Raw genomic sequence first — 21,662 nt, 5'->3', positions numbered from 1 at the left:
AATTAGGAGGGGAATGAAATGGCTTTCACACGTAGAAAAATTGCTGTCATTGGTGCTGGTTTTACGGGGGCAACGACTGCATTGTACTTGGCACAAAAAGAATTGGGTGATGTTGTTTTAGTAGATATTCCACAATTAGAGAACCCAACAAAAGGAAAAGCATTAGATATGCTTGAGGCTACTCCAGTCTTAGGAGTTGATGCCAATATCATTGGTACGAGTAATTATGAAGATATTAAGGATTCTGATCTAGTTATTATTACGGCTGGTATTGCTAGAAAACCTGGTATGAGTCGCGATGATCTTGTGAATACCAATGCAAATATTATGAGATCTGTAGCTGAGCAAGTAAAAGAATACGCGCCGAACTCTTACGTAATCGTATTATCCAATCCAGTCGATGCAATGACATATGTTGCATATAAGACAACAGGTTTTCCAAAAGAACGCGTGATTGGTCAATCTGGAGTACTTGACACAGCTAGATTCCGTACATTCGTAGCTCAAGCCCTTAATGTTTCTGTGGAAGATGTTAACGGTTTCGTGTTAGGTGGGCATGGAGATACCATGGTTCCATTAATCCGTTATTCTTTCGCTGGTGGAATTCCTTTAGAAAAATTATTACCAAAGGATCAATTGGATGCTATCGTTGAGCGCACAAGAAAAGGCGGCGGGGAAATCGTTAACTTATTAGGAAATGGTAGTGCTTACTATGCTCCAGCAGCTGCTTTAGCCCAAATGGCAGAAGCCATCTTAAAAGATAAGAAGAGAATTATCCCTACCATTGCCTATCTCGAAGGAGAATATGGATATCATGACATTTATTTAGGTGTACCAACCCTAATTGGTGGAAATGGTATCGAAAAAGTGTTTGAATTAGAATTAACTGAAGAAGAAAAAGCTGCATTAGACAAATCAGCTGAAGCAGTTGAAAGTGTAATTAAACTCGTAAGATAATAGACGTTAAATAATAGACGTTAAATAGAAAGACACCCCAGAGAGTTCTCTGGGGTTTTTTGAAAAAATGATTTAAAAAAATTAAGTGAAGATTTAAAAAATTATGTTACAATAAAGATGAACTTATAGCACAATCATCGTTAATAGGTTGGGGGGAGAAATTGTGAGGGAAATACATGTGGACCAAATTATAGATGCAGTAGCAGAGATGGTTCAAGAAGCGAACTATGATTTAGGACAAGATGTTGAAAACGCTATCAAAAATGCACTTAACACAGAAGAGTCACAAACTGGAAAAGATGTATTGAATCAATTGCTTCAAAACTATGAAATTGCTAGAACGGAAAGAGTTCCGATTTGCCAAGATACAGGTTTTGCAGTTTTTATTGTTGAGCTAGGCCAAGATGTACATGTGGTAGGTGGCAATCTTAACGATGCAATCAATGAAGGGGTACGTCGAGGCTATCGAGATGGCTATCTTCGCAAATCCATTGTTGGGCATCCACTAGAAAGGAAAAATACTGGAGATAACACGCCGGCCGTCATTCATGTAGAAATCGTTGATGGTGATCAAATGAAGATCCATATGGCTGCTAAGGGTGGCGGTAGTGAAAATATGTCCTTCGTAAAAATGATGAAACCATCTGATGGAGTAGAAGGAGTAAAAGAATTTATCATTGACTGTGTTAGACAAGCAGGACCTAATCCATGTCCACCGATTGTAGTAGGTGTTGGAATTGGTGGAACATTTGAAAAAGCCGCTTATTTAGCAAAAAAATCTTTATTCCGTGAGGTTGGAAAACGTAGTCACTTAGAAGATATCGCACAATTAGAAGAAGAGTTATTAGAGAAAATAAATAAATTAGGGATTGGACCACAGGGGTTAGGCGGCAGAACAACCGCACTTGACCTTCATATTGAAATTTATCCAGCCCATATTGCTTCTTTGCCTGTTGCAGTCAATATTAACTGCCATGCTTCACGGCATAAAGAAGTAGTATTATAAAGAGGAAGAAGGGGGAGAGGAAAATGGCAACCGTTCATATCACAACTCCTGTTTCAGCCGAAGAAGTCTCCAAGTTAAATGCTGGAGACCAGGTATTGATTTCAGGTGTGATTTATACTGCTAGGGATGCTGCTCATAAACGCCTTGTGGAATTAGTTGAACAAGGTAAGGAGCTTCCTTTTGATGTGAAAGATCAATTTATTTACTTTGTCGGGCCAACTCCAGCTAAACCTGGTCAAGTCATAGGATCTGCAGGACCAACGACGAGTTACCGTATGGATAAATATTCTCCTACACTTTTAGACCTTGGTTTAAGAGGAATGATTGGTAAAGGAAGTAGAAGCCAAGAAGTAAAGGATTCGATGGTGAAGAATAAAGCCGTATATTTAGCAGCTGTTGGCGGTGCTGCTGCCTTGATTGCAAAAACTATTAAAAGTGCAGAAGTTATTGCCTATGAAGACTTAGGAACGGAAGCGATCCGCAAATTAGTCGTTGAGAATTTCCCTGCGATCGTCGTAAACGATGTCCATGGAAATGATCTATACATTCAAGGTGCTGCAAAATATCGAATTGACTAGTAATTTAAAAAAAGTTGTAAAAATATCGATCATCCTATACTTTGTGGTTATTCATCCACAAAGTATAGGAAAAAAATAATACTTGTCATCTGATACATTCTATGTATAATGAATATGTAGTTTGTTTGAAGTATATTTATTAATAATCATGATTAACAAAATATTCAGACGATTATATTTGCGATTATTTTAAAAATCGTCAAGTATGAATTTGGTAATAATAGAGTTTAAGGTTGTAATCAACCTTAACATATACAAAAATTAAGGGGGTTAATACATGAAAAAAGCTAACAAATGGCTAGCACTTATGATTGCAATCATCATGGTTGCAAGCGTTGGCTTAGTAGGCTGTGGTGGTGGAAGCTCAACCGGGGAGAAAGCACAACCAGCTAAAGAACAAGTTTTAAAATTAAATGCAAGAACTGAGCCACCAAGTTTAGATCCAGCTACGGCAACTGATTCTACTTCAGGGGATATCCTACGTGAAGTAATGGAGGGCCTTGTTCGATTGAATGAGAAAAGCCAAGTAGAGAAAGGTTCTGGTGTTGCTGAAGACTGGACAATTAGTGAAGATGGTCTTAAGTATACCTTTAAGTTGAAAAAGGGTCTGAAATGGACCAATGGTGATCCTGTAACAGCACATGATTTTGAGTATGCATGGAAACGCGTATTAGATCCAAAGACTGCTGCTGACTATGCGTATCAATTATTCTATATAAAAAATGCCGAAGAGTATAATGCAGGTAAAGCAAAAGCGGAGGATGTAGGGGTTAAAGCAACTGATGATTATACTTTGGAAGTGGAATTAAAAGCCCCAACACCATATTTCTTGCAATTAACAGCATTCTATACTTTAATGCCTGTTAACAAAAAAGTAGTGGAGGCTAACAAAAACTGGGCGGCTGAAGCTTCTACTTATGTATCTAATGGCCCATTCAAATTAACGAAATGGGAACATGATAAAGAAGTTGTGTTGGAGAAAAACCCAGACTACTGGAATAAAGATAAAGTTAAACTTAACAAGATTACTTGGGCAATGATAAACGATGAGAACACTGAGTATCAATTATATCAAAACAATCAATTCGATATTGCTGCACCTCCTACAGAATTAACCAAAGAATTAATTGATAAAGGTGAGGCAAAAGCTGAGCCAATATTAGGTAATTATTGGTATCAATTTAATGTGAAAAAACCGCCATTCAACAATAAATATATTCGTCAAGCATTTGCAGCAGCGATTGACCGTGAAGCGTTGATTAATAATGTAACTAAAGGCGGCCAAATCCCAGCATATGCTTTAGTTCCACCAAATGCTTCTCCGGATATGGGAGCTGATTTCCGCAAAGAAAACGGGGATTTTGTGAAAAAACCAGCTGATGCAAAAGCATTGTTACAAAAAGGTTTGCAAGAACTAGGGCTTAAAACATTGCCAAAAGTAACACTTCTTTATAACACAAGTGAAGGCCATAAGAAAATTGCTGAGGCGATCCAAGCAATGTGGAAACAAAATCTTGGTGTTGACGTTGAATTGAAAAACCAAGAATGGAAAGTATATCTTAATACCTTAAATGCTGGCGATTTCCAAATTTCTCGTATGGGTTGGTTAGCGGACTATATGGATCCCATGACATTTATTGATTATTTTGTAACTAATGGTGGAAATAACAATACAGGATGGGGCAACAAAGAATACGATGCATTAGTTCAACAAGCAAAATCTACTGGGGACCAAAAAGTTCGCATGGATGCTATGTTAAAAGCAGAGAAAATTCTTATGGACGAAATGCCAATTGCACCAATTTACTATTATACTCGAGTATATATGCAAAAAGATAATGTAAAAGGCGTAGTTCGTCATGCCGATGGTACCACTGAATATGCTTGGGCATATATCGAATAATTAATATCAATTTCCGAACAATTGAATAGACCAAGAAATAACATATGGAAACAGAGAGGTATGCTATGGTGTAGTATACCTCTCTGATTCCGTCTTTTATCCATTTATCCGGAGGTGTTATACTTGCTAAGATATGTACTACAAAGATTAACCATGTTATTGGTTACGTTATGGGTTGTAATCACACTAACATTCATACTCATGCATGCCATACCAGGTGATCCTTTTACTTCAGAGAAAAAATTACCTGAGTCAACCATTCAAAATTTAAAAGCGTTTTATGGATTGGACAAACCTTTACCCGTTCAATATGTGAATTATTTGAAGAATATCGTTGTTCATCAAGATTTTGGCCCATCTTTTAAATCGAAAACATTAACAGTAAATGATTATATTGCAAATAACTTCCCAGTATCTGCTCAACTAGGTATTCAGTCATTGTTAATAGCACTTGTTTTTGGGTTGACCTTAGGAGTCATTGCTTCCCTTAGGCATAATACTGCATTAGATTATACAGCGATGATTATTGCTGTTTTAGGGGTTTCTGTGCCAAATATCGTCTTAGCTCCTATTTTGATCAATATTTTTGCGGTGAAACTTAAGTGGTTCCCAATTGCGATGTGGGGAACTTTTGCACATACGGTATTACCATCGATTGCATTAGGGGCTCATTCGATGGCTGTCATCGCACGATTAATGCGTTCCAATATGCTTGAGGTACTTAACCAAGATTATATTCGTACGGCTCGTTCAAAAGGGCTTAGTTCTTTTGTTGTTGTCTGGAGACATACAATCCGAAATGCAATTTTACCCGTTATTACCATTCTAGGTCCATTAGCCGCTACATTATTGACTGGTACATTCGTTGTCGAGCAGATCTTCGGTATTCCTGGTCTAGGAAAATACTTTGTTCAAAGTGTTAGTGACCGAGATTACCCAATGATTTTAGGGACTACGATTTTCTACAGTGCAATTCTGATTACGGCTAATTTTTTAGTAGATATCGCATATGGACTGATTGATCCAAGAATCAAAATAGGAGCTAAGGGGGAATAAGAATGCCAGAAATCACAAAAGACAGCTTCAAACGAATTGAAAGAGATATTCATCAGTCAGAGCAAATTAGCCGTCCTAGTATCAATTTCTGGCAGGATGCGTGGCGACGCCTGAAGAAAAACAAGTTAGCGATGTTTGGACTAGGAATTATCATCTTTTTAATATTAATGGCAATTATTGGTCCACATTTGATCCCATATGATTATAAGACACAAAATCTAAGTAATACGAATCAACCAATATCAGCAAAGCATTGGTTTGGAACAGATGACTTAGGGCGAGATGTATTTGCGAGATCTTGGGAAGGAGCGCGTATCTCATTATTTATCGGTTTTGCAGCTGCGATGTTTGACCTTTTAATAGGAGTAGTATATGGTGGTATTTCTGGATTTAAAGGTGGAAAAATTGATCAAATTATGATGCGAATTGTGGATGTCCTTTATGGACTACCTTATCTAATCGTGGTTATATTGCTTATGGTTGTAATGGAACAAGGACTATTTCCGATCATTGTAGCATTAGGTGCTACTGGTTGGATTGGAATGGCACGTTTAGTTCGAGGACAAATTTTGCAACTAAAGCAGATGGAATTCGTATTAGCTGCCAGAACATTAGGGGCTGATACAAAGAGATTACTCTTTACTCATTTAATTCCAAATACGTTAGGTCCAATTATTGTCAGTATGACATTATCTGTACCAGGTGCGATATTTGGTGAAGCATTTTTAAGTTTTATTGGACTAGGTGTTACACCTCCACTTGCTAGCTGGGGAACAATGGTTAATGATGCTGTTGTAACAATTATCTCGGGTTACTGGTGGCGATTATTTTTCCCAGCAACCTTAATCTCACTAACGATGTTTGCATTTAACGTTTTTGGAGATGGATTACGAGATGCATTAGATCCTAAATTACGAAAATAAGGGAGGAGAAAGTATGGCTGAAAAAATACTACAAGTTAAAGACTTAGAAGTCTCCTTCTTGACATATGCTGGAGAGGTGAAAGCGGTACGCGGCCTTTCGTTTGATGTGGAAAAAGGGGAAGCAGTCGCTATTGTTGGTGAATCAGGTAGTGGGAAAAGCGTTACTTCACAAGCCATCATGAAATTAATTCCTACACCACCTGGTGTATACAAAAACGGCCAAATTTTGTTTGGCGGCAAAGATCTAATTAAACTTTCAAATAAAGAAATGGAGTCGATTCGCGGTTCGGAGATCGGCATGATCTTCCAGGATCCAATGACATCGTTAAATCCAACGATGACCGTAGGAAGACAAATTGTTGAAGGACTTATGAAACATCAGGGTTTAAGTAAGTCTGATGCGATGAAACGTGCGGTTGAAATGTTAAAACTGGTTGGTATACCGAATCCTGAAGTCCGTATAAAACAATATCCTCACGAATTCAGTGGTGGTATGAGACAAAGGGTAATGATTGCAATTGCCCTTGCATGTAGTCCAAAATTATTAATTGCTGACGAGCCAACGACAGCTCTAGATGTTACAATACAAGCACAGATCATCGACTTAATGAAGGACTTGCAGAACAAATTAGATACATCCATTATTATCATTACTCATGACTTAGGGGTTGTGGCTGATATTGCCCAAAAAGTTATTGTCATGTATGCAGGAAAAGTAGTTGAACAAGGTTCAGTCGATGAGATTTTCTATAACCCGCAACATCCGTATACATGGGGATTATTACGGTCTGTACCAAGATTAGATTCTAAGGGTCATCGTTTAGAATCAATCGAAGGGACTCCGCCAGACTTATTATCACCTCCAAAGGGTTGTCCATTTTATCCTCGCTGTCCTTACGCGATGGAAATATGCACAACACATTTCCCAGATGAGACAGAGGTTGTACCTGGACATAAAACCTATTGTTGGTTACAGCACCCCGATGCACCAAAAGATGATGTTCCTGTAAAAATAGGAGGTGCTCATAATGGCAGATAAGCTGACAAATCAAAACAACAATGAGTATATTTTAGAAGTAAAAGATTTGAAGAAACATTTTCATGTTGGAAAAGGTATAGTTAAGGCTGTTGATGGTGTTACTTTTAGTGTGAAAAAGGGTGAAACCTTGGGATTAGTTGGTGAGTCTGGATGTGGTAAATCTACTACAGGTAGAACGATTATCCAATTATATGAACCTACAGGTGGCGAAATTATCTTTAAAGGAAATAAAATTGAAAAATTAAAAGGAAAAAAACTAAAGCAATTTAACCGTGAAATGCAAATGATTTTCCAAGATCCTTATGCTTCTTTAAATCCTAGGATGACTGTAGCTGATATCATCGGTGAAGGTATTGATATTCATAATTTGGCAACAGGCAAGGAAAGAATGGAACGAATCTATCATTTGTTAGAAACAGTTGGATTGAATAAAGAACATGCAAATCGTTTTCCCCATGAGTTCAGTGGTGGGCAGCGTCAAAGGATAGGTATTGCTCGTGCATTAGCAGTTGAACCTGATTTTATTATTGCTGATGAACCTATCTCAGCTCTTGACGTTTCAATCCAAGCGCAGGTCGTTAACTTGCTACAAGATTTACAAAAAGAGAAAGGGTTAACCTATTTATTTATTGCCCACGATTTATCAATGGTGAAGCATATCAGTGATCGAATTGGGGTTATGTATTTAGGTAATTTAGTAGAGTTAGCAGAAAGTGTTGAGTTATATGAGAGCCCATTACATCCGTATACAGAAGCATTATTATCTGCTATTCCATTACCCGATCCAAAGGTTGAACGGACTAGAGAACGGATTATCTTAGAGGGGGATGTCCCAAGCCCAATGAATCCTCCAAGTGGTTGCCGTTTTCGGACGCGTTGTCCTAAGGCAATGCCTGAGTGTGCGATTGAAACACCAAAATTAAAAGAGATAAAACCGGGTCACTTTGTAGCATGTCATTTATATAACTAATGAAATAAAAACTCCTTTATCGATTAATCGATAAAGGAGTTTTTTTATCTATATTTATTTAAAAGAAATATTCGGACAACGGAGAGCGTTGGAATATACAAACCTATTTTAATAGGAGAAATAAAAATAGAACCGCTTGGCAAATAAGAATTAATGCGATGAATAATGGGAGGTAGATTAAAAGTTCATATTTTGCTTGTTTTCTTCGCAATGCCATTTCATCAGGTATTTCTGTTTTTTCCTGACTCCAATGCGCAGAATCAGTATAAGGGTCTTCTCGAAAGAACATCTTTTTCCAACCAAGCCAAAACACACGGAAAAAGCCAGAAATGTGAACGATCATAATACCAGATATTAACAAAAGAGTCAATCCAATCATAAATGTTGTATTAGAATAGTTTAAAAGAAAATTGCCCTTATGAAAAAAAGCAATGAGAATGGAAATAAGCGTAAATAAAAGACTCATGATTGCTCGAATGAACCAAATTCGTTTTATCATATCCATCTTCTTTCCCAGAATTATAATATAACCTATAAACAAGAGGTATTATATGATATTTTGTATCAAAAGCTCAATAGTAATTATGATTGAAAATTATTATGATATTTGTAATTGAAATGATAAAATAATCATAAGAGAGTAAGGTAAAAGGAGCTGAATTATTTGGCAAAGAAAATCTTAGTGGTCGATGATGAACCATCAATTGTAACTCTCGTGAAGTTTAATCTTGAGAAGGCTGGTTTTGATGTGGAAACAGTTTCTGATGGTAGACAAGCTGTGGAACGTTGTGAAAGAGTTCAATATGATCTTATGGTACTCGATGTCATGTTACCCGAGTTAGATGGGTTAGAAGTTGTAAAAGAGCTAAAAAAGAAACAGATTAACATTCCAATACTAATGTTAACAGCAAAGGACGATGAATTTGATAAAGTTTTAGGTCTAGAACTTGGGGCAGATGATTATATGACAAAGCCGTTTAGTCCACGAGAATTAACGGCAAGGGTGAAGGCAGTTTTACGTCGTTTTTCAGTCACGCCAACTTATGTAGAGGAAGAAATTTCGGAGAAAATTGTTATTGGTGATTTAGTGGTTGAGCCAGAAAAGTTTGAGGCAAGATTAAAGGGAGAATTATTAGAATTCACTCCAAAAGAGTTTGAGCTTTTACTTTATTTAGCGAAGAACCAAGGGAAAGTATTAACCAGAGATCAATTATTAAATGCAGTATGGAATTATGATTATATAGGGGACTCCAGAATTGTGGACGTTCATATTAGTCACTTAAGAGAGAAAATTGAGGAAGATACGAAGCAACCTAAATATATCAAAACGGTTCGTGGAATTGGTTATAAATTTGGTGATCCACAAAAATGAATAAGTTAAAAACTCGTTTGACGTTAACCTATATTATTCTTATTGGGATTTTTGTCGTTGGTTTAGGTATATTTTTAACAAAATTAATTGAAGATACTTATATTGATGCAATTGGGGATCGACTCACTAAAGAATCTACACTTTTAGGTGAAGAAATTTCCTGGGCAATGAATTTTGCTGAAACAACAGCTCTTAGAAAAGATGCGACACGAATAAAAGAAAAGTTGAACGCAAGAGTTACGATGATCGATATTCATGGATATGTGTTAGCAGAATCCGATTTTGATCAAAAAAAAATGGAAAATCATGCTTCTCGTCCTGAATTTAAGCAAGCATTAGCAGGTGGTGTAGGAAAAGAAATACGTTATAGTCGTACATTAGGAATGGAAATGTTATATATTGCATCACCAGTATATTACGAAAAGCACCTTGTAGGAGCTATTCGTCTAGCTATTCCCTTTCAAGAAATTAAAAATTCCATCAACTATTTTTGGTACAGCCTTGTATTTAGCTTAACGATTGTTTTCCTCATTACCATTTTCATTAGTAATCAAGTAGCTACGAAGATCACTAGACCAATTGAGCATATTACCTATATTGCAAAACGAATCACCAATCGAGATTATCATGCACGTGTCCAAGTTCATTCTAAAGATGAGATTGGTCAATTAGCTGCTGTTATTAATTTGATGGCTGATAGTTTGCAAAATCAAATTGAAATGATTCATGAAAATCAAAGTAAATTAAGTACGGTCCTCAATAATATGACTTCTGGAATCATTTTAGTTGACCGCAAAGGGAAAATCATCTTGGCAAATCCTGCTTTAGAATGGCTACTTGGAGTTAAAGTGGAAGAACTGGTTGGCAAATATCATATGGAGGTTGGCCATAACTATCTTTTGAGTGAATTGATAGAGCGATCGTTAAACACAGGCGAATCCATTCGTACCGAAATCGATACCTATTATCCCACTAAAAAATCGTTAGATAGCAGTTTAGCACCGATACATGATGCAAAAGGTGAAATTAATGGCGTTGTTGCCGTTTTACATGATATAACAAAATTGAAGAATCTTGAGAATATGCGAAAAGAATTTGTGGCAAATGTATCTCATGAGTTACGAACTCCCATTACAGCTGTAAGGGGATTTGCAGAAACATTATTAGATGGTGCGATGAAAGATGAAGAAATCTGTAAGTCGTTTCTCCAAATTATTTACAAAGAGAGTGATCGCCTTCATCGTTTGATTCATGATCTTCTTGATCTTTCAAAAATAGAATTTAATCAAGATCTACTTAAATATACACTAGTAGATCTGAAACCATTTATTGAATCTACGATTGAAATGGTTAGACCCGAAGCGTTAAAAAAAGAACTTACAATCATCGAAGAATTAAACCCGATTCAAGCAGAAGTGGACGAAGATCGTATTCGCCAAGTCGTTATTAATTTATTAACCAATGCCATCGCATATACTCCACCAAAAGGTACGATTACGATTCGTCTTTATGAAGATTCAGAAGAAATTTTTACGATAGAGGTAGAGGACACTGGAATTGGAATTCCGAAGAAAAGTTTACCCCGAATTTTTGAACGGTTTTACCGGGTAGATAAGGCAAGATCTAGGGAATCAGGTGGAACTGGATTAGGACTAGCCATTGTGAAACATATTGTTGAATCCCATAGTGGAAATATCAGGGTAGAAAGTGAGGTGCAAAAGGGAACGAAATTCTCCATTTTACTCCCGAAAAAGAGATTTAAGGTATAGATTTTTCTTAGAAGAATAATGATTTGGTAAGAATAAAAATATGAAGAGGAGAAAAGTATGGAAACAGAAAAAGTTGTGGATATGATTCCAAAGAATCCCAAAAACTTAAAAAAAATATTCGTTTTCTCTTTCATTATTTTCATTGTAATTTTATTAATCTTTAATTCCTTTGTTATTGTTGATGCAGGTAATCGTGGTGTCGTCACACAACTAGGAGCTGTTCAAGATCGTGTTCTAAATGAAGGATTACATTTTAAAATACCTTTTATCCAAGAGATAATTCCTATGGAGGTTCGCGTACAAAAAGAACAAACAGAACAAACAGCTGCATCAAAAGATCTGCAAGTAGTTACAACCACAGTAGCGGTCAACTTTCACTTAAATCCTGATATAGTAAATAAGCTTTATCAACAAGTGGGTATGTCTTACAAAGAACGGATTGTTGCACCAGCAATTGGTGAATCATTAAAAGCCGTGACAGCTCAATATACAGCAGAGGAACTGATTTCTAAACGTCAAGAAGTAAGTACAAAAGTAAAAGAAACACTAGCCAAAAAATTAGCAACATATTATATGCAATTGGATGAGATTAATATAACGGAATTTAAATTTAGTGACGAATATAACCAAGCCATTGAACAAAAGCAAATTGCTGAACAACAAGCCTTAAAAGCAAAACTTGATCTCCAACGAGTAGAGATTGAGGCAAAACAAAAGATTGAACAGGCAAAAGCAGAAGCTGAATCCTTAAAATTACAAAAACAAGAAGTAACCAAAGAATTAATTGAACTGCGAAAGATTGAAGCACAAATGGAAGCGATCAAGAAATGGGATGGGAAATTACCTAATGTAACTGGAGGTAGTGTTCCATTTATTGATGTGAATGGACTACAAAAATGAAAATTATCAATTCGCAACAGTCTTCTTTATTGAAGGCTGTTTTTGTTGTTAAAGTTTTTCGTTTATTGAAAAAAGGATTATGGTAGTTTTGCATCAAATTCTGCTTATGATATGATAGTTGAAGAATAATGAAAGAGGAGAAGTTTCATGAAAAAGTTAGTCTTAATTGACGGAAATAGTATTTCAAATCGTGCTTTTTATGCTTTGCCATTGCTAAGTAATAAGCAAGGTCTCTTTACCAATGCAGTTTATGGATTTACACAAATTTTATTAAAAATATTAGAGGAAATGAAACCAGATTATTTCTTAGTTGCGTTTGATGCTGGAAAAGTTACATTTCGCCATAGCGATTTTAAGGAATATAAAGGAAAACGAATGAAAACCCCATCTGAATTATCGGGGCAATTTCCGATGATTCGTGAACTATTAGATGCGTTTCATTTACAACATTTTGAATTAGAAGGATATGAAGCAGACGATATCATTGGTACTCTTTCTAAAAGAGCTGAAGAAATAGGAATCGAAACGGTTATTTATACTGGGGACAAAGATATGCTTCAACTGGCATCTGATTCTGTTATGATTTATTTAACTCGAAAAGGAATCACCGAAGTAGAACCATTCGGACCCAAAGAGATTATGGACAAGTATGGTCTAGAACCGAAGCAAATTATTGACTTAAAAGGTTTAATGGGGGATCCTTCAGATAACATTCCAGGTGTTCCAGGAATCGGCGAAAAAACAGCTTTGAAGTTATTGCATGAATACCAAACGGTAGAAGGAGTATATACTCATTTAGATCAGATTACAGCTAAGAAATTGAAGGAGAATTTGACGACTTACCAAGACCAAGCCATTTTAAGCAAACAGCTTGCTACCATTTATCGGCAAGTTCCGATCGAGATTCAATGGGAAGATTTAAAAGTGGATGATAAAGGGTATCATCGTGATGAGGTTTATCAATTATTTGTGAAATGGGAATTTCATAGTTTGATCGAACGTTTAGGTATGCAAAAATCGAAAGAGGAAGAGACTGAGCAAAAAGATGTATTGTTGATCGATCGACTTACAGAGAAGAACAAAACAAAGTGGGAGAAAATATTGGGTGAGGAAGGCCCACATGCCATTTATGTGGAGACGATTGGTGAACAACCTCATGGTCGCCAAATTTTGGGATTAGCCGTAACGAATGGAAAAGAAATCTTATTTATTAATGATCAGCAATTAAAACAATGGACAGATTTTCAGGAATGGCTACAAGATTCTTCAAAAACGAAATGGGTTTTTGACGGGAAAAGAGTAGAGATGGTCTTTTTTTGGAACCAAATAGAAATAAAAGGGATCGCCTCCGATTTGTTGTTAGGGGCATATTTGCTCAATCCACAAGATGGTTCACCGAGTTTAGCTGAGATTGCCAAACAGTATCATTATTCTGGTCTGCAAGATGATGAGTTGGTTTATGGTAAGGGGGCCAAATATGCAATTCCTAAAGAAACGGTCTATGTAGATCATATTAGCCGAAAAGCCCATGCCATTTTTGCTTTAATTCCTACGATTGATGAAAAATTAAAGGAAACAAATCTAGACCGATTATTTTACGAAATAGAACTTCCATTGTCTAGAGTTTTAGCGAAAATGGAGAAAATCGGTGTTCGGATTGATAGCCAACGTTTAAAAGAGATGGGAGAAGAACTGAATCAAACACTTATTACTTTAATGGAAGAAATCTATGAACTTGCGGGTACAGAATTCAATATTAATTCACCAAAACAATTAGGAGAAATCCTTTTTGATAAACTTCAACTTCCCATCATCAAGAAAACAAAAACAGGTTATTCAACCAGCGCAGATGTGTTGGAAAAATTGGAACCACACCATCCAATCATCGGGCTGATTCTGAAGTATCGCCAAATTGGCAAATTGCAATCGACCTATATCGAAGGTTTATTAAAGATGGTGGACAAAGAAACTCAGCGAATTCACACTTCATTTAATCAAGCGATTACAGCGACTGGCCGGTTAAGCAGTACGGAACCTAACTTACAAAACATTCCGATTCGCTTAGAAGAGGGTAGAAAAATTCGTCAGGCTTTTATCCCTTCGTACGAAGATTGGCTGATTCTTTCCTCTGATTATTCACAAATTGAACTTCGTGTACTTGCCCATATAGCTGAAGATGAAAACTTGATTGAAGCGTTTAATCAGGATATGGATATTCATACAAAGACAGCAATGGATGTATTTGGAGTCAAAGAAGATGAGGTTACATCATTAATGCGAAGACAGGCCAAAGCGGTCAATTTTGGAATCGTCTATGGAATTAGCGATTACGGTCTATCACAAAACTTAAATATTTCAAGAAAAGAGGCTGCTGAGTTTATAGAGCGCTATTTCTCCGTCTTTTCCGGAGTGAAAACCTATATGAAAAAGATTGTTGAACAAGCGAAACGAGATGGCTATGTCAGTACCTTAATGAATCGCAGGAGATATCTACCTGATATTCATAGTTCCAATTTCAATATACGTAGTTTTGCTGAACGGACAGCGATGAATACACCGATTCAGGGGACAGCTGCTGATATCATAAAAATTGCCATGATCAATATCGATCAAGAGATGAGACGTTTATACCTTAAAAGTCGTTTATTATTACAGGTACATGATGAATTAATCTTTGAAGTTCATCCAGATGAAAAAGAGATGATGATGAGCCTTGTAAAAAATACGATGGAGAACGCTATCCAATTAAAAGTTCCTTTAAAAGTGGATCTTCACTTTGGGAAAACTTGGTATGATGCAAAATAATAAGAAAGAGGATGAATATGCCTGAACTACCAGAAGTAGAGACTGTTAGACGTGGATTAGAATTGGTTATAGTAGGGAAAAAAATAAAAGATATTCAGGTTTATTATCCAAAAATTATTCGGTCTCCGCAAGATACTGAACAATTTAAATTTCTTCTTATCGGGCAAGTGATTCAATCGATCGGTAGGAGAGGAAAATATTTGCTTTTTCATCTTACAGATGATACACTTGTTTCCCATCTGCGTATGGAAGGAAAGTATATCTATACCGAAAATCCGAATGAGCCTTATGATAAACATACTCACGTGATATTTTCTTTTACCGATGGCTCCCAATTACGTTATCGAGATGTACGAAAATTTGGGACAATGGATGTGGTAAAAAGGGACGGCGAAACAGAATTAGAAGGGATCAAGAAATTAGGACAAGAACCAATCGATCCCGAATTTAATTTAGAACGATTTAAAAAGCAGGTAAAACAAAGAATGGCACCGATTAAACAGATATTACTCAATCAAGAAATCATCAGTGGTTTAGGAAATATTTATGTGGATGATAGTCTGGCTCTGAGTAAAATCCATCCATTACGGTCAGGAAAATCATTAACCGATGATGAAATCGCAAACTTAATTATGTCCATGAAGCAGGTGTTGGAAAAAGCAATTGAAAAAGGTGGATCAACGATCCGTTCTTTTGAGTCATTTTATGGAAGAGGTTCGATGCAAGACCACCTCATTGTTTATGGTCGAACAGGAAAACCTTGTATCGTCTGTGGTACCCCGATCGAAAAAATTCGAGTGGCAGGTAGAGGCACCCATTTCTGTCCTCATTGCCAAAAGGCAGCAAAAGAATAAATAAGCACTTCTCTTTATCCCTTTCCATAATATATCTAATGAAGATTGGAGAGGGAGAGATGCAGTTTGAATATCGTATCACTACTAATTTTATCACTGGCTGTAAGTTTAGATAGCTTTAGTGTGGGTGTGACTTATGGGCTTCGTAAAGTGATTATTCCGATTTATTCGATTATGATCATAAGCATTGCCTCGGCAACAATGATTTTGTTGTCCATGCAGTTAGGGATTTGGATCCAATATTTCTTATCGCCCCACGTGGCAAAATTTACTGGAGCGACAATTTTGATTTTTATTGGTTTATGGGCGATTATCCAAGTTTTTCGTCAAAAAAATGAAGATGACGATCATGAAATTAGTTATGACATTCAAAAAATATTGACAATTGAATTGAAAAAATTAGGTTTGATGATTCAAATCTTAAAAACACCGATGAAAGCAGATATTGATCGATCGGGAAGTATATCTTCAATCGAGGCTATTTTTTTAGGTTTGGCTCTTTCTCTAGATGCTTTTGGAGCAGGTCTAGGTGCTTCCTTAATTGGTTTTAAGCCTTTAATAACTGCGATTACAATCGCAGGGATGAGTGGACTTTTTATTTTAATTGGTATAAAGATTGGATTTTGGTTTTCGGAAATCAGATGGTTGAAGAAATTTACTCTAATACCAGGGATTATTTTGATTTTAATGGGTTTTTATCGTTTTTTTTGATGAGGTTTAGATTGAAAAAAGTCAAATTTCTAATTTTTAAATTCTAATATTGGGGTGAGTCAATTGATTATTGGTTTAACTGGGGGAATAGGTAGTGGAAAAAGTACCGTAGCAAAGCTTTTCAGAAAATATGGGGTTCCCGTTGTTGATGTTGATTTGATTGCTCGCGAAGTTGTTGAACCGGGTAAGGAAGCATGGAGGAAAATAATCGAACATTTTGGAGAGAAAATTTTGTTACCGAATCAACAGATCGACCGCAAAAAATTAGGAAATATTATTTTTCAAGATGAAAAGGAAAGAAAAATTTTAAATGAAATCACTCACCCTATAATTATTCGAACAGCAATAGAAAATGCGAAGGAATTGGAGAAAAAGAACTCCTACGTAATTGTTGATATTCCATTATTATTTGAGTCAAAAAGAGAAAAGTTATTTGATCAAATCATTGTGGTTTATGTTCCTTTTGCCATTCAACTAAAGCGTTTAATGAAACGAGATCAAATTTCCAAAGAGGAAGCAATAAGAAAAATGAAGTCACAGATTGACTTAGAGGAAAAGAAAAAAAAGGCAGATATAGTTATCTATAATGATAAGGGGATCGAACAAACGGAAGAACAAGTAGTAAAAATTATAACGGATTGGCAAAGTAAGAGGTTTTAATTCAAATGTTACAATTAAAACGTTATAAAAAGCCGCTTTTTTTCTTTTTTTTATTATTCCTTGTCTTTCTTTCAATCAATTCTCGTACTGTTTGGAAGTTTATGTATCCGATTAAATACGAGAAGCAAATTAAGATCTATACTTCAAAGTTTCATGTCGATCCCTATTTGGTTTTGGCTATTATTCAAGTGGAAACACGTTTTCAGAAAGATAAGCATTCTCCAAAGGGTGCAGTAGGATTGATGCAAATTATGCCGGAAACGGCGAATTGGATCGCTAAAAGGGCGGAATTTCCCTCGGAAATGGTTCAAAATTTACACCAGCCTGAGAATAATATTGCATTTGGGAGTTGGTACTTATCCAAAATGAATCAACAGTTTAACGGTAATATTTATGCCACGATTGCAGCTTACAATGCTGGGCCAGGTAATGTTGAAAAATGGATTCAACAAGGTCTTTGGGATGGTTCTTTGGAACACTTGGATAGGATTCCATTTGGAGAAACCAGACATTATGTACAAAGAGTTTTACATTTTTATGATCGATATCAATGGATCTACAAATATGATTTTTAATCTTACATGATATTCTCGAAGCACTTCAGATTTTGAAGTGCTATTTTTTTTAAAAAAGTAATAAAATAATAATGTTTCGTTAATATAACACATTTATAAATAAAGAGGATTTTTTAGCGAAAATTATTTGTCCAAAAAATTATTTTTACCATCTTGTTGCAAAATATGTTATGCTGATTATAATGAATTATATAAATAGTATGTAATAAATATGGGGAGGAGAAACAAATAATGTCAATTAGAATGGCGATCAGTGGCTTTGGGAGAATCGGAAGGATGGTATTCCGACGTGCGATACAATTTCCAGAAATTCAGATTGTGGCAATCAATGCGAGTTATAAACCTGAAATTTTGGCGCATATGTTAAAATATGATACCGTTCACGGAAAGTTAGATGCTGAAATTGAAGCGACTAATGATTCGATTATTGTGAATGGAAGAGAAACCAAAATCATACCTGAGCGAAATCCAGAAAATTTACCTTGGAAAGAGATGGATATAGAAATTGTGATTGAATCAACGGGTAAACATCGAGATCGTGAAAGTGCTGGCAAACATTTAACTGCCGGTGCGCAAAAAGTAATCATTACAGCTCCAGCTAAAGGTGAAGATGTAACGATTGTAATGGGAGTAAACCAGGAAATCTATGATCATGAAAAACATCACATTATATCCAATGCGTCTTGTACAACCAATTGCTTAGCACCTGTTGCAAAAGTATTACATGACCATTTCATCATTAAAGAAGGGATGATGACCACTGTTCACTCCTATACTAATGACCAAAGAGTTCTTGATAATATGCATAAAGATTTAAGAAGAGCTAGAAGTGCAGGTCAAGCTATTATCCCAACAACTACCGGAGCAGCCAAAGCTGTCTCACTTGTCTTACCAGAATTAAAAGGTAAATTAAACGGAATTGCACTTCGTGTACCGACGCCTGATGTTTCAATTGTAGACCTAGTAGTAAATGTAAAAGAAGCAGTTACAGTTGAACAGGTCAATGAAGTATTGAAAAAAGCGAGTCAGGAAGAATTAAAGGGAATTCTTCAATACTGTGAAGAACCTTTAGTCTCTGCCGATTTTATTGGAAATGAGCATTCTTCGATTGTAGATGCGTTATCAACAATGGTTATTGGTGAACATCAGATTAAGGTTATGGCTTGGTATGATAATGAATGGGGTTATTCTTGTCGAGTCGTTGATTTAGCTCGATTCGTATCGAATTATCAAGTAAGTAAACAAGAAAACAAGGTATTATCTGCGTGAAGCCATAAATAATAGCGCTAGGGATATCCTTAGTGCTTTTTTACATAGGGTCGTTTCAGTTTAACATCTCATTTCTAACTTCTCACTTTTAATATTGGAGAGGCCGAGATATCTCGCCCTCTCCATATTTTTCTACCATATTTCCAAATGGTTAGAAAAAAGGATATTCAATTAAGCTTGAGGAAATGTTGTTCCTCCTGCAAGTTGTTGTTCAGCAATTTGGACTAAATGACGAGTAATGTGGCCCCCAATAGCACCGTTATCACGGGAAGCGATAAAGCCCATGTAACCATCTTGAGGTATTTGAATTCCTAATTGAGTAGCCATTTCAAATTTAAGTTGGTCTAAAGCTTGGTTAGCCTGTGGTACAAGTAATTGGTTGCTACTACGTTCTTGACCTTTTGCCATGATTGTCACCTCCTTTAGGTTTGTATTTGTAGTTTGTATTAAATTTTTAAAACAAATACAGGTAAGTCATTCCTGTTTTGCTAACTTCGCATATTTTCTCATCATGCTGAGATGTGAAAATACATAAAAAAAATTCTTGCAAAACTAGATTAAAACCAGTATACTGAAATTCGTGAAATTCATTACGTTTAAATAACTAAGGAACCAGTATCTACTTAAAGGGTTAGGACCTCATCGGACTAACTTGCCCCCGTGGTAGATGGCGTAGGTCCCGCATGCTTGAAAGGGCATGAAATTATTGATTCAAGGGGGATTGAATGATGGATACTATGGGACGTCACATTATTGCAGAATTATGGGGATGTAACGTCGAAAAACTAAACGATTTTAAATTTATTGAAAAAATGATGGTAGATGCAGCATTAGAAGCTGGTGCAGAAATTCGTGAAGTAGCTTTTCATAAATTTGCGCCAATGGGAGTAAGTGGAGTGGTGATTATATCTGAGTCCCACTTGACTATCCATAGTTTTCCAGAACATGGCTATGCAAGTATTGATGTTTATACTTGCGGCGATCGAATTGATCCAAAAGTTGCTGCAGATTACATTACCAAACAATTAGAAGCAAAGACACGTGAATCTGTTCAAGTGCCTCGAGGTATGGGTCCTGTCAAAATTGACCCAATGAAAGTAGAAACTTTTGCTTAATTTAAAATGGAGTCAAAAGGAAGGATATGAATCATATCCTTCCTTTTTTAGCGTAAAAGAAAGTATAAGATTTTGGGAACAATAGCTTAGCTCTCTTACAAAACATGACTTGTATGTTCTAACGCTACTCCTAATCTTACGGCTTTCCATGAATTATACAAACCTATTTTTAATTTACTTGACCATATTTACAAAGTAGGAGAAACTAATAATAGCGATAGTTAGAAAAATTGAGGTGAATAGGACTATGCGTTGTCCTTATTGTAATTATAATGGAACAAAAGTTTTAGACTCTAGACCGATTAATGACGGCAAATCGATACGAAGAAGACGGGAATGCGAATCCTGTGGCCGAAGATTTAATACGTATGAAGAAGTAGAGGAAACTCCAATCCTTGTGATCAAAAAAGATGGAAGTCGTGAAGAATTTAGTAGAGAAAAAATATTACGCGGGTTAATAAGAGCCTGTGAAAAGAGACCGGTTGGACTGGAAAAATTAGAAAGTATTGTTGCCGATATTGAGAGAGAATTAAGGAACGATTTGCGTTCCGAAGTGGAAAGTCAAAAAATTGGAGAAATGGTGATGGAACGTTTATATCACACTGACGAAATCGCTTATGTTCGATTTGCTTCTGTATATCGGCAATTTAAAGATATTAATGTCTTTTTAAAAGAAATTACAGAACTTTTGCGAAAATCATGATTTGAAAACAAAAAGCCCCTCTTCGAGGGGCATATCTCTTCTTTATTATGAACAAGTCGAACCATAAGTAGATCTTACTGTAAATCCACTTCCAAAACGGGAATCTTTGAAATCGATCTCTACTTCACCAATATTTTCTAATTCTTGGGCATTCACAACAACTTTAAAAAGACCTTGATCAAATACTTTATCTTCATCATTTGGCTCATCCAGAGCCAACCCTAAAGAGGGACCTCCTCAGCCAAAACCAGCAATATATACACGGATTGCTGCACTGCTTTCTTTCTCTTTAAGGATCTGTGCTAGCTTATCCTTAGCATTAGGTGTAACGGTTACCATCCTTAATCTCCTTTCCTAATCTCAAAAAAACAAGGTATAAGATAATAATTATTATAACTCATAAAAACATTATATATAGTTTAGTGCGATAGAGCAATAGATAGTTTCGTCCAATTTCAACTGATGGTATAATAAAAAAATGATCTGTTGAATATAAA

Annotated in this window: 22 protein-coding genes and 1 pseudogene; 20 read left to right on the top strand and 3 right to left on the bottom strand. The window is 36.0% G+C overall.

Annotated features, from left to right (window positions below):
• Positions 1-18: 18 nt before the first annotated feature.
• The 8 genes from mdh to EDD72_RS04080 all read left to right on the top strand — a co-directional run bounded on the left by mdh (position 19) and on the right by EDD72_RS04080 (position 8,432).
• Positions 19-957, top strand: a complete 939-nt coding sequence (gene mdh / locus EDD72_RS04115) for a malate dehydrogenase (RefSeq protein WP_132767520.1) — start codon at positions 19-21, stop codon at positions 955-957.
• A gap of 163 nt (positions 958-1,120) precedes the next feature.
• Entirely contained in the window at positions 1,121-1,963 is an 843-nt protein-coding gene (locus EDD72_RS04110) for a fumarate hydratase (RefSeq protein WP_132767518.1), read from the top strand.
• Between the two features lie 23 nt (positions 1,964-1,986).
• Entirely contained in the window at positions 1,987-2,541 is a 555-nt protein-coding gene (locus EDD72_RS04105; protein WP_132767516.1) for a Fe-S-containing hydro-lyase, read from the top strand.
• A 277-nt stretch (positions 2,542-2,818) separates the two neighbouring features.
• Positions 2,819-4,444 (top strand): peptide ABC transporter substrate-binding protein, encoded by a 1,626-nt coding sequence (locus tag EDD72_RS04100; RefSeq protein ID WP_132767514.1) that lies wholly within the window; start codon positions 2,819-2,821, stop codon positions 4,442-4,444.
• A gap of 123 nt (positions 4,445-4,567) precedes the next feature.
• The gene (locus EDD72_RS04095; RefSeq protein ID WP_132767512.1) at positions 4,568-5,500 is read left to right on the top strand and encodes an ABC transporter permease; all 933 of its coding nucleotides are present in this window, start codon (positions 4,568-4,570) and stop codon (positions 5,498-5,500) included.
• 2 nt (positions 5,501-5,502) lie between these two features.
• Complete coding sequence (locus EDD72_RS04090; protein WP_132767510.1) at positions 5,503-6,423, top strand: ABC transporter permease; 921 nt, start codon at positions 5,503-5,505, stop codon at positions 6,421-6,423.
• A gap of 13 nt (positions 6,424-6,436) precedes the next feature.
• Positions 6,437-7,462 carry an ABC transporter ATP-binding protein gene (locus tag EDD72_RS04085; RefSeq protein ID WP_132767508.1) on the top strand — a complete coding sequence of 342 codons (1,026 nt, stop codon included), beginning with the start codon at positions 6,437-6,439 and terminating at the stop codon, positions 7,460-7,462.
• Positions 7,452-8,432: an ABC transporter ATP-binding protein gene (locus EDD72_RS04080; protein WP_132767506.1), complete on the top strand. Its 981-nt coding sequence runs from the start codon at positions 7,452-7,454 to the stop codon at positions 8,430-8,432. Before EDD72_RS04085 ends, EDD72_RS04080 begins: the two co-directional genes overlap by 11 nt.
• Positions 8,433-8,535: 103 nt before the next feature.
• Here the strand turns inward: EDD72_RS04080 and EDD72_RS04075 are convergent, their stop codons facing one another.
• Positions 8,536-8,931 carry a DUF3899 domain-containing protein gene (locus EDD72_RS04075; protein ID WP_165894961.1) on the bottom strand — a complete coding sequence of 132 codons (396 nt, stop codon included), beginning with the start codon at positions 8,929-8,931 and terminating at the stop codon, positions 8,536-8,538.
• Positions 8,932-9,096: 165 nt separating this feature from the next.
• Between EDD72_RS04075 and EDD72_RS04070 the strand changes: the two genes are divergently transcribed.
• From EDD72_RS04070 to EDD72_RS04030, 10 genes and pseudogenes are all read left to right on the top strand, one after another.
• Positions 9,097-9,804, top strand: coding sequence for a response regulator transcription factor (locus EDD72_RS04070; RefSeq protein ID WP_132767502.1), 708 nt, complete (start codon positions 9,097-9,099; stop codon positions 9,802-9,804).
• Positions 9,801-10,244: pseudogene (locus EDD72_RS13155) on the top strand (hypothetical protein); the annotation flags it as partial. The gene EDD72_RS04070 and the pseudogene EDD72_RS13155, both read left to right, overlap by 4 nt.
• The gene (gene pnpS, locus EDD72_RS04065; RefSeq protein ID WP_481557236.1) at positions 10,245-11,573 is read left to right on the top strand and encodes a two-component system histidine kinase PnpS; all 1,329 of its coding nucleotides are present in this window, start codon (positions 10,245-10,247) and stop codon (positions 11,571-11,573) included.
• Positions 11,574-11,630: 57 nt separating this feature from the next.
• Entirely contained in the window at positions 11,631-12,473 is an 843-nt protein-coding gene (locus EDD72_RS04060; RefSeq protein WP_132767498.1) for a prohibitin family protein, read from the top strand.
• A 147-nt stretch (positions 12,474-12,620) separates the two neighbouring features.
• Positions 12,621-15,278 carry a DNA polymerase I gene (polA, locus tag EDD72_RS04055; RefSeq protein WP_132767496.1) on the top strand — a complete coding sequence of 886 codons (2,658 nt, stop codon included), beginning with the start codon at positions 12,621-12,623 and terminating at the stop codon, positions 15,276-15,278.
• Between the two features lie 17 nt (positions 15,279-15,295).
• Positions 15,296-16,132 carry a DNA-formamidopyrimidine glycosylase gene (mutM, locus tag EDD72_RS04050; protein ID WP_132767494.1) on the top strand — a complete coding sequence of 279 codons (837 nt, stop codon included), beginning with the start codon at positions 15,296-15,298 and terminating at the stop codon, positions 16,130-16,132.
• A gap of 66 nt (positions 16,133-16,198) precedes the next feature.
• Complete coding sequence (ytaF, locus tag EDD72_RS04045; protein WP_132767492.1) at positions 16,199-16,843, top strand: sporulation membrane protein YtaF; 645 nt, start codon at positions 16,199-16,201, stop codon at positions 16,841-16,843.
• Positions 16,844-16,906: 63 nt separating this feature from the next.
• Positions 16,907-17,503 (top strand): dephospho-CoA kinase, encoded by a 597-nt coding sequence (gene coaE, locus EDD72_RS04040; protein WP_132767490.1) that lies wholly within the window; start codon positions 16,907-16,909, stop codon positions 17,501-17,503.
• Positions 17,504-17,508: 5 nt separating this feature from the next.
• Entirely contained in the window at positions 17,509-18,078 is a 570-nt protein-coding gene (locus EDD72_RS04035) for a lytic transglycosylase domain-containing protein (protein ID WP_132767488.1), read from the top strand.
• A 231-nt stretch (positions 18,079-18,309) separates the two neighbouring features.
• Positions 18,310-19,347 carry a glyceraldehyde-3-phosphate dehydrogenase gene (locus EDD72_RS04030; protein ID WP_132767486.1) on the top strand — a complete coding sequence of 346 codons (1,038 nt, stop codon included), beginning with the start codon at positions 18,310-18,312 and terminating at the stop codon, positions 19,345-19,347.
• Positions 19,348-19,518: 171 nt separating this feature from the next.
• Here the strand turns inward: EDD72_RS04030 and EDD72_RS04025 are convergent, their stop codons facing one another.
• Complete coding sequence (locus tag EDD72_RS04025; protein WP_132767484.1) at positions 19,519-19,755, bottom strand: alpha/beta-type small acid-soluble spore protein; 237 nt, start codon at positions 19,753-19,755, stop codon at positions 19,519-19,521.
• A gap of 320 nt (positions 19,756-20,075) precedes the next feature.
• Between EDD72_RS04025 and speD the strand changes: the two genes are divergently transcribed.
• Both speD and nrdR read left to right on the top strand, forming a co-directional pair.
• The gene (gene speD / locus EDD72_RS04020) at positions 20,076-20,462 is read left to right on the top strand and encodes an adenosylmethionine decarboxylase (RefSeq protein ID WP_132767481.1); all 387 of its coding nucleotides are present in this window, start codon (positions 20,076-20,078) and stop codon (positions 20,460-20,462) included.
• 247 nt (positions 20,463-20,709) lie between these two features.
• Positions 20,710-21,165: a transcriptional regulator NrdR gene (gene nrdR / locus EDD72_RS04015; protein WP_132767627.1), complete on the top strand. Its 456-nt coding sequence runs from the start codon at positions 20,710-20,712 to the stop codon at positions 21,163-21,165.
• Between the two features lie 45 nt (positions 21,166-21,210).
• On the opposite strand, the gene EDD72_RS13010 is transcribed toward nrdR, so the two are convergent.
• A complete protein-coding gene (locus EDD72_RS13010) occupies positions 21,211-21,504 on the bottom strand; it encodes an IscA/HesB family protein (RefSeq protein WP_341539465.1) in 294 nt (97 codons plus the stop codon).
• Positions 21,505-21,662: the final 158 nt, after the last annotated feature.

The sequence above is a fragment of the Tepidibacillus fermentans genome (assembly GCF_004342885.1).
Lineage (GTDB): Bacteria > Bacillota > Bacilli > Tepidibacillales > Tepidibacillaceae > Tepidibacillus > Tepidibacillus fermentans.
This window is presented reverse-complemented; position numbering and strand designations above follow the sequence as displayed.

Coding starts and splice junctions, on each gene's coding strand:
- mdh (WP_132767520.1), top strand. CDS start 19: ATGGCTTTCACACGTAGAAAAATTGCTGTCATTGGTGCTGGTTTTACG.
- EDD72_RS04105 (WP_132767516.1), top strand. CDS start 1,987: ATGGCAACCGTTCATATCACAACTCCTGTTTCAGCCGAAGAAGTCTCC.
- EDD72_RS04100 (WP_132767514.1), top strand. CDS start 2,819: ATGAAAAAAGCTAACAAATGGCTAGCACTTATGATTGCAATCATCATG.
- EDD72_RS04090 (WP_132767510.1), top strand. CDS start 5,503: ATGCCAGAAATCACAAAAGACAGCTTCAAACGAATTGAAAGAGATATT.
- EDD72_RS04085 (WP_132767508.1), top strand. CDS start 6,437: ATGGCTGAAAAAATACTACAAGTTAAAGACTTAGAAGTCTCCTTCTTG.
- EDD72_RS04080 (WP_132767506.1), top strand. CDS start 7,452: ATGGCAGATAAGCTGACAAATCAAAACAACAATGAGTATATTTTAGAA.
- EDD72_RS04075 (WP_165894961.1), bottom strand. CDS start 8,931: ATGATAAAACGAATTTGGTTCATTCGAGCAATCATGAGTCTTTTATTT.
- EDD72_RS04060 (WP_132767498.1), top strand. CDS start 11,631: ATGGAAACAGAAAAAGTTGTGGATATGATTCCAAAGAATCCCAAAAAC.
- polA (WP_132767496.1), top strand. CDS start 12,621: ATGAAAAAGTTAGTCTTAATTGACGGAAATAGTATTTCAAATCGTGCT.
- mutM (WP_132767494.1), top strand. CDS start 15,296: ATGCCTGAACTACCAGAAGTAGAGACTGTTAGACGTGGATTAGAATTG.
- EDD72_RS04035 (WP_132767488.1), top strand. CDS start 17,509: ATGTTACAATTAAAACGTTATAAAAAGCCGCTTTTTTTCTTTTTTTTA.
- EDD72_RS04030 (WP_132767486.1), top strand. CDS start 18,310: ATGTCAATTAGAATGGCGATCAGTGGCTTTGGGAGAATCGGAAGGATG.
- EDD72_RS04025 (WP_132767484.1), bottom strand. CDS start 19,755: ATGGCAAAAGGTCAAGAACGTAGTAGCAACCAATTACTTGTACCACAG.
- speD (WP_132767481.1), top strand. CDS start 20,076: ATGGATACTATGGGACGTCACATTATTGCAGAATTATGGGGATGTAAC.
- nrdR (WP_132767627.1), top strand. CDS start 20,710: ATGCGTTGTCCTTATTGTAATTATAATGGAACAAAAGTTTTAGACTCT.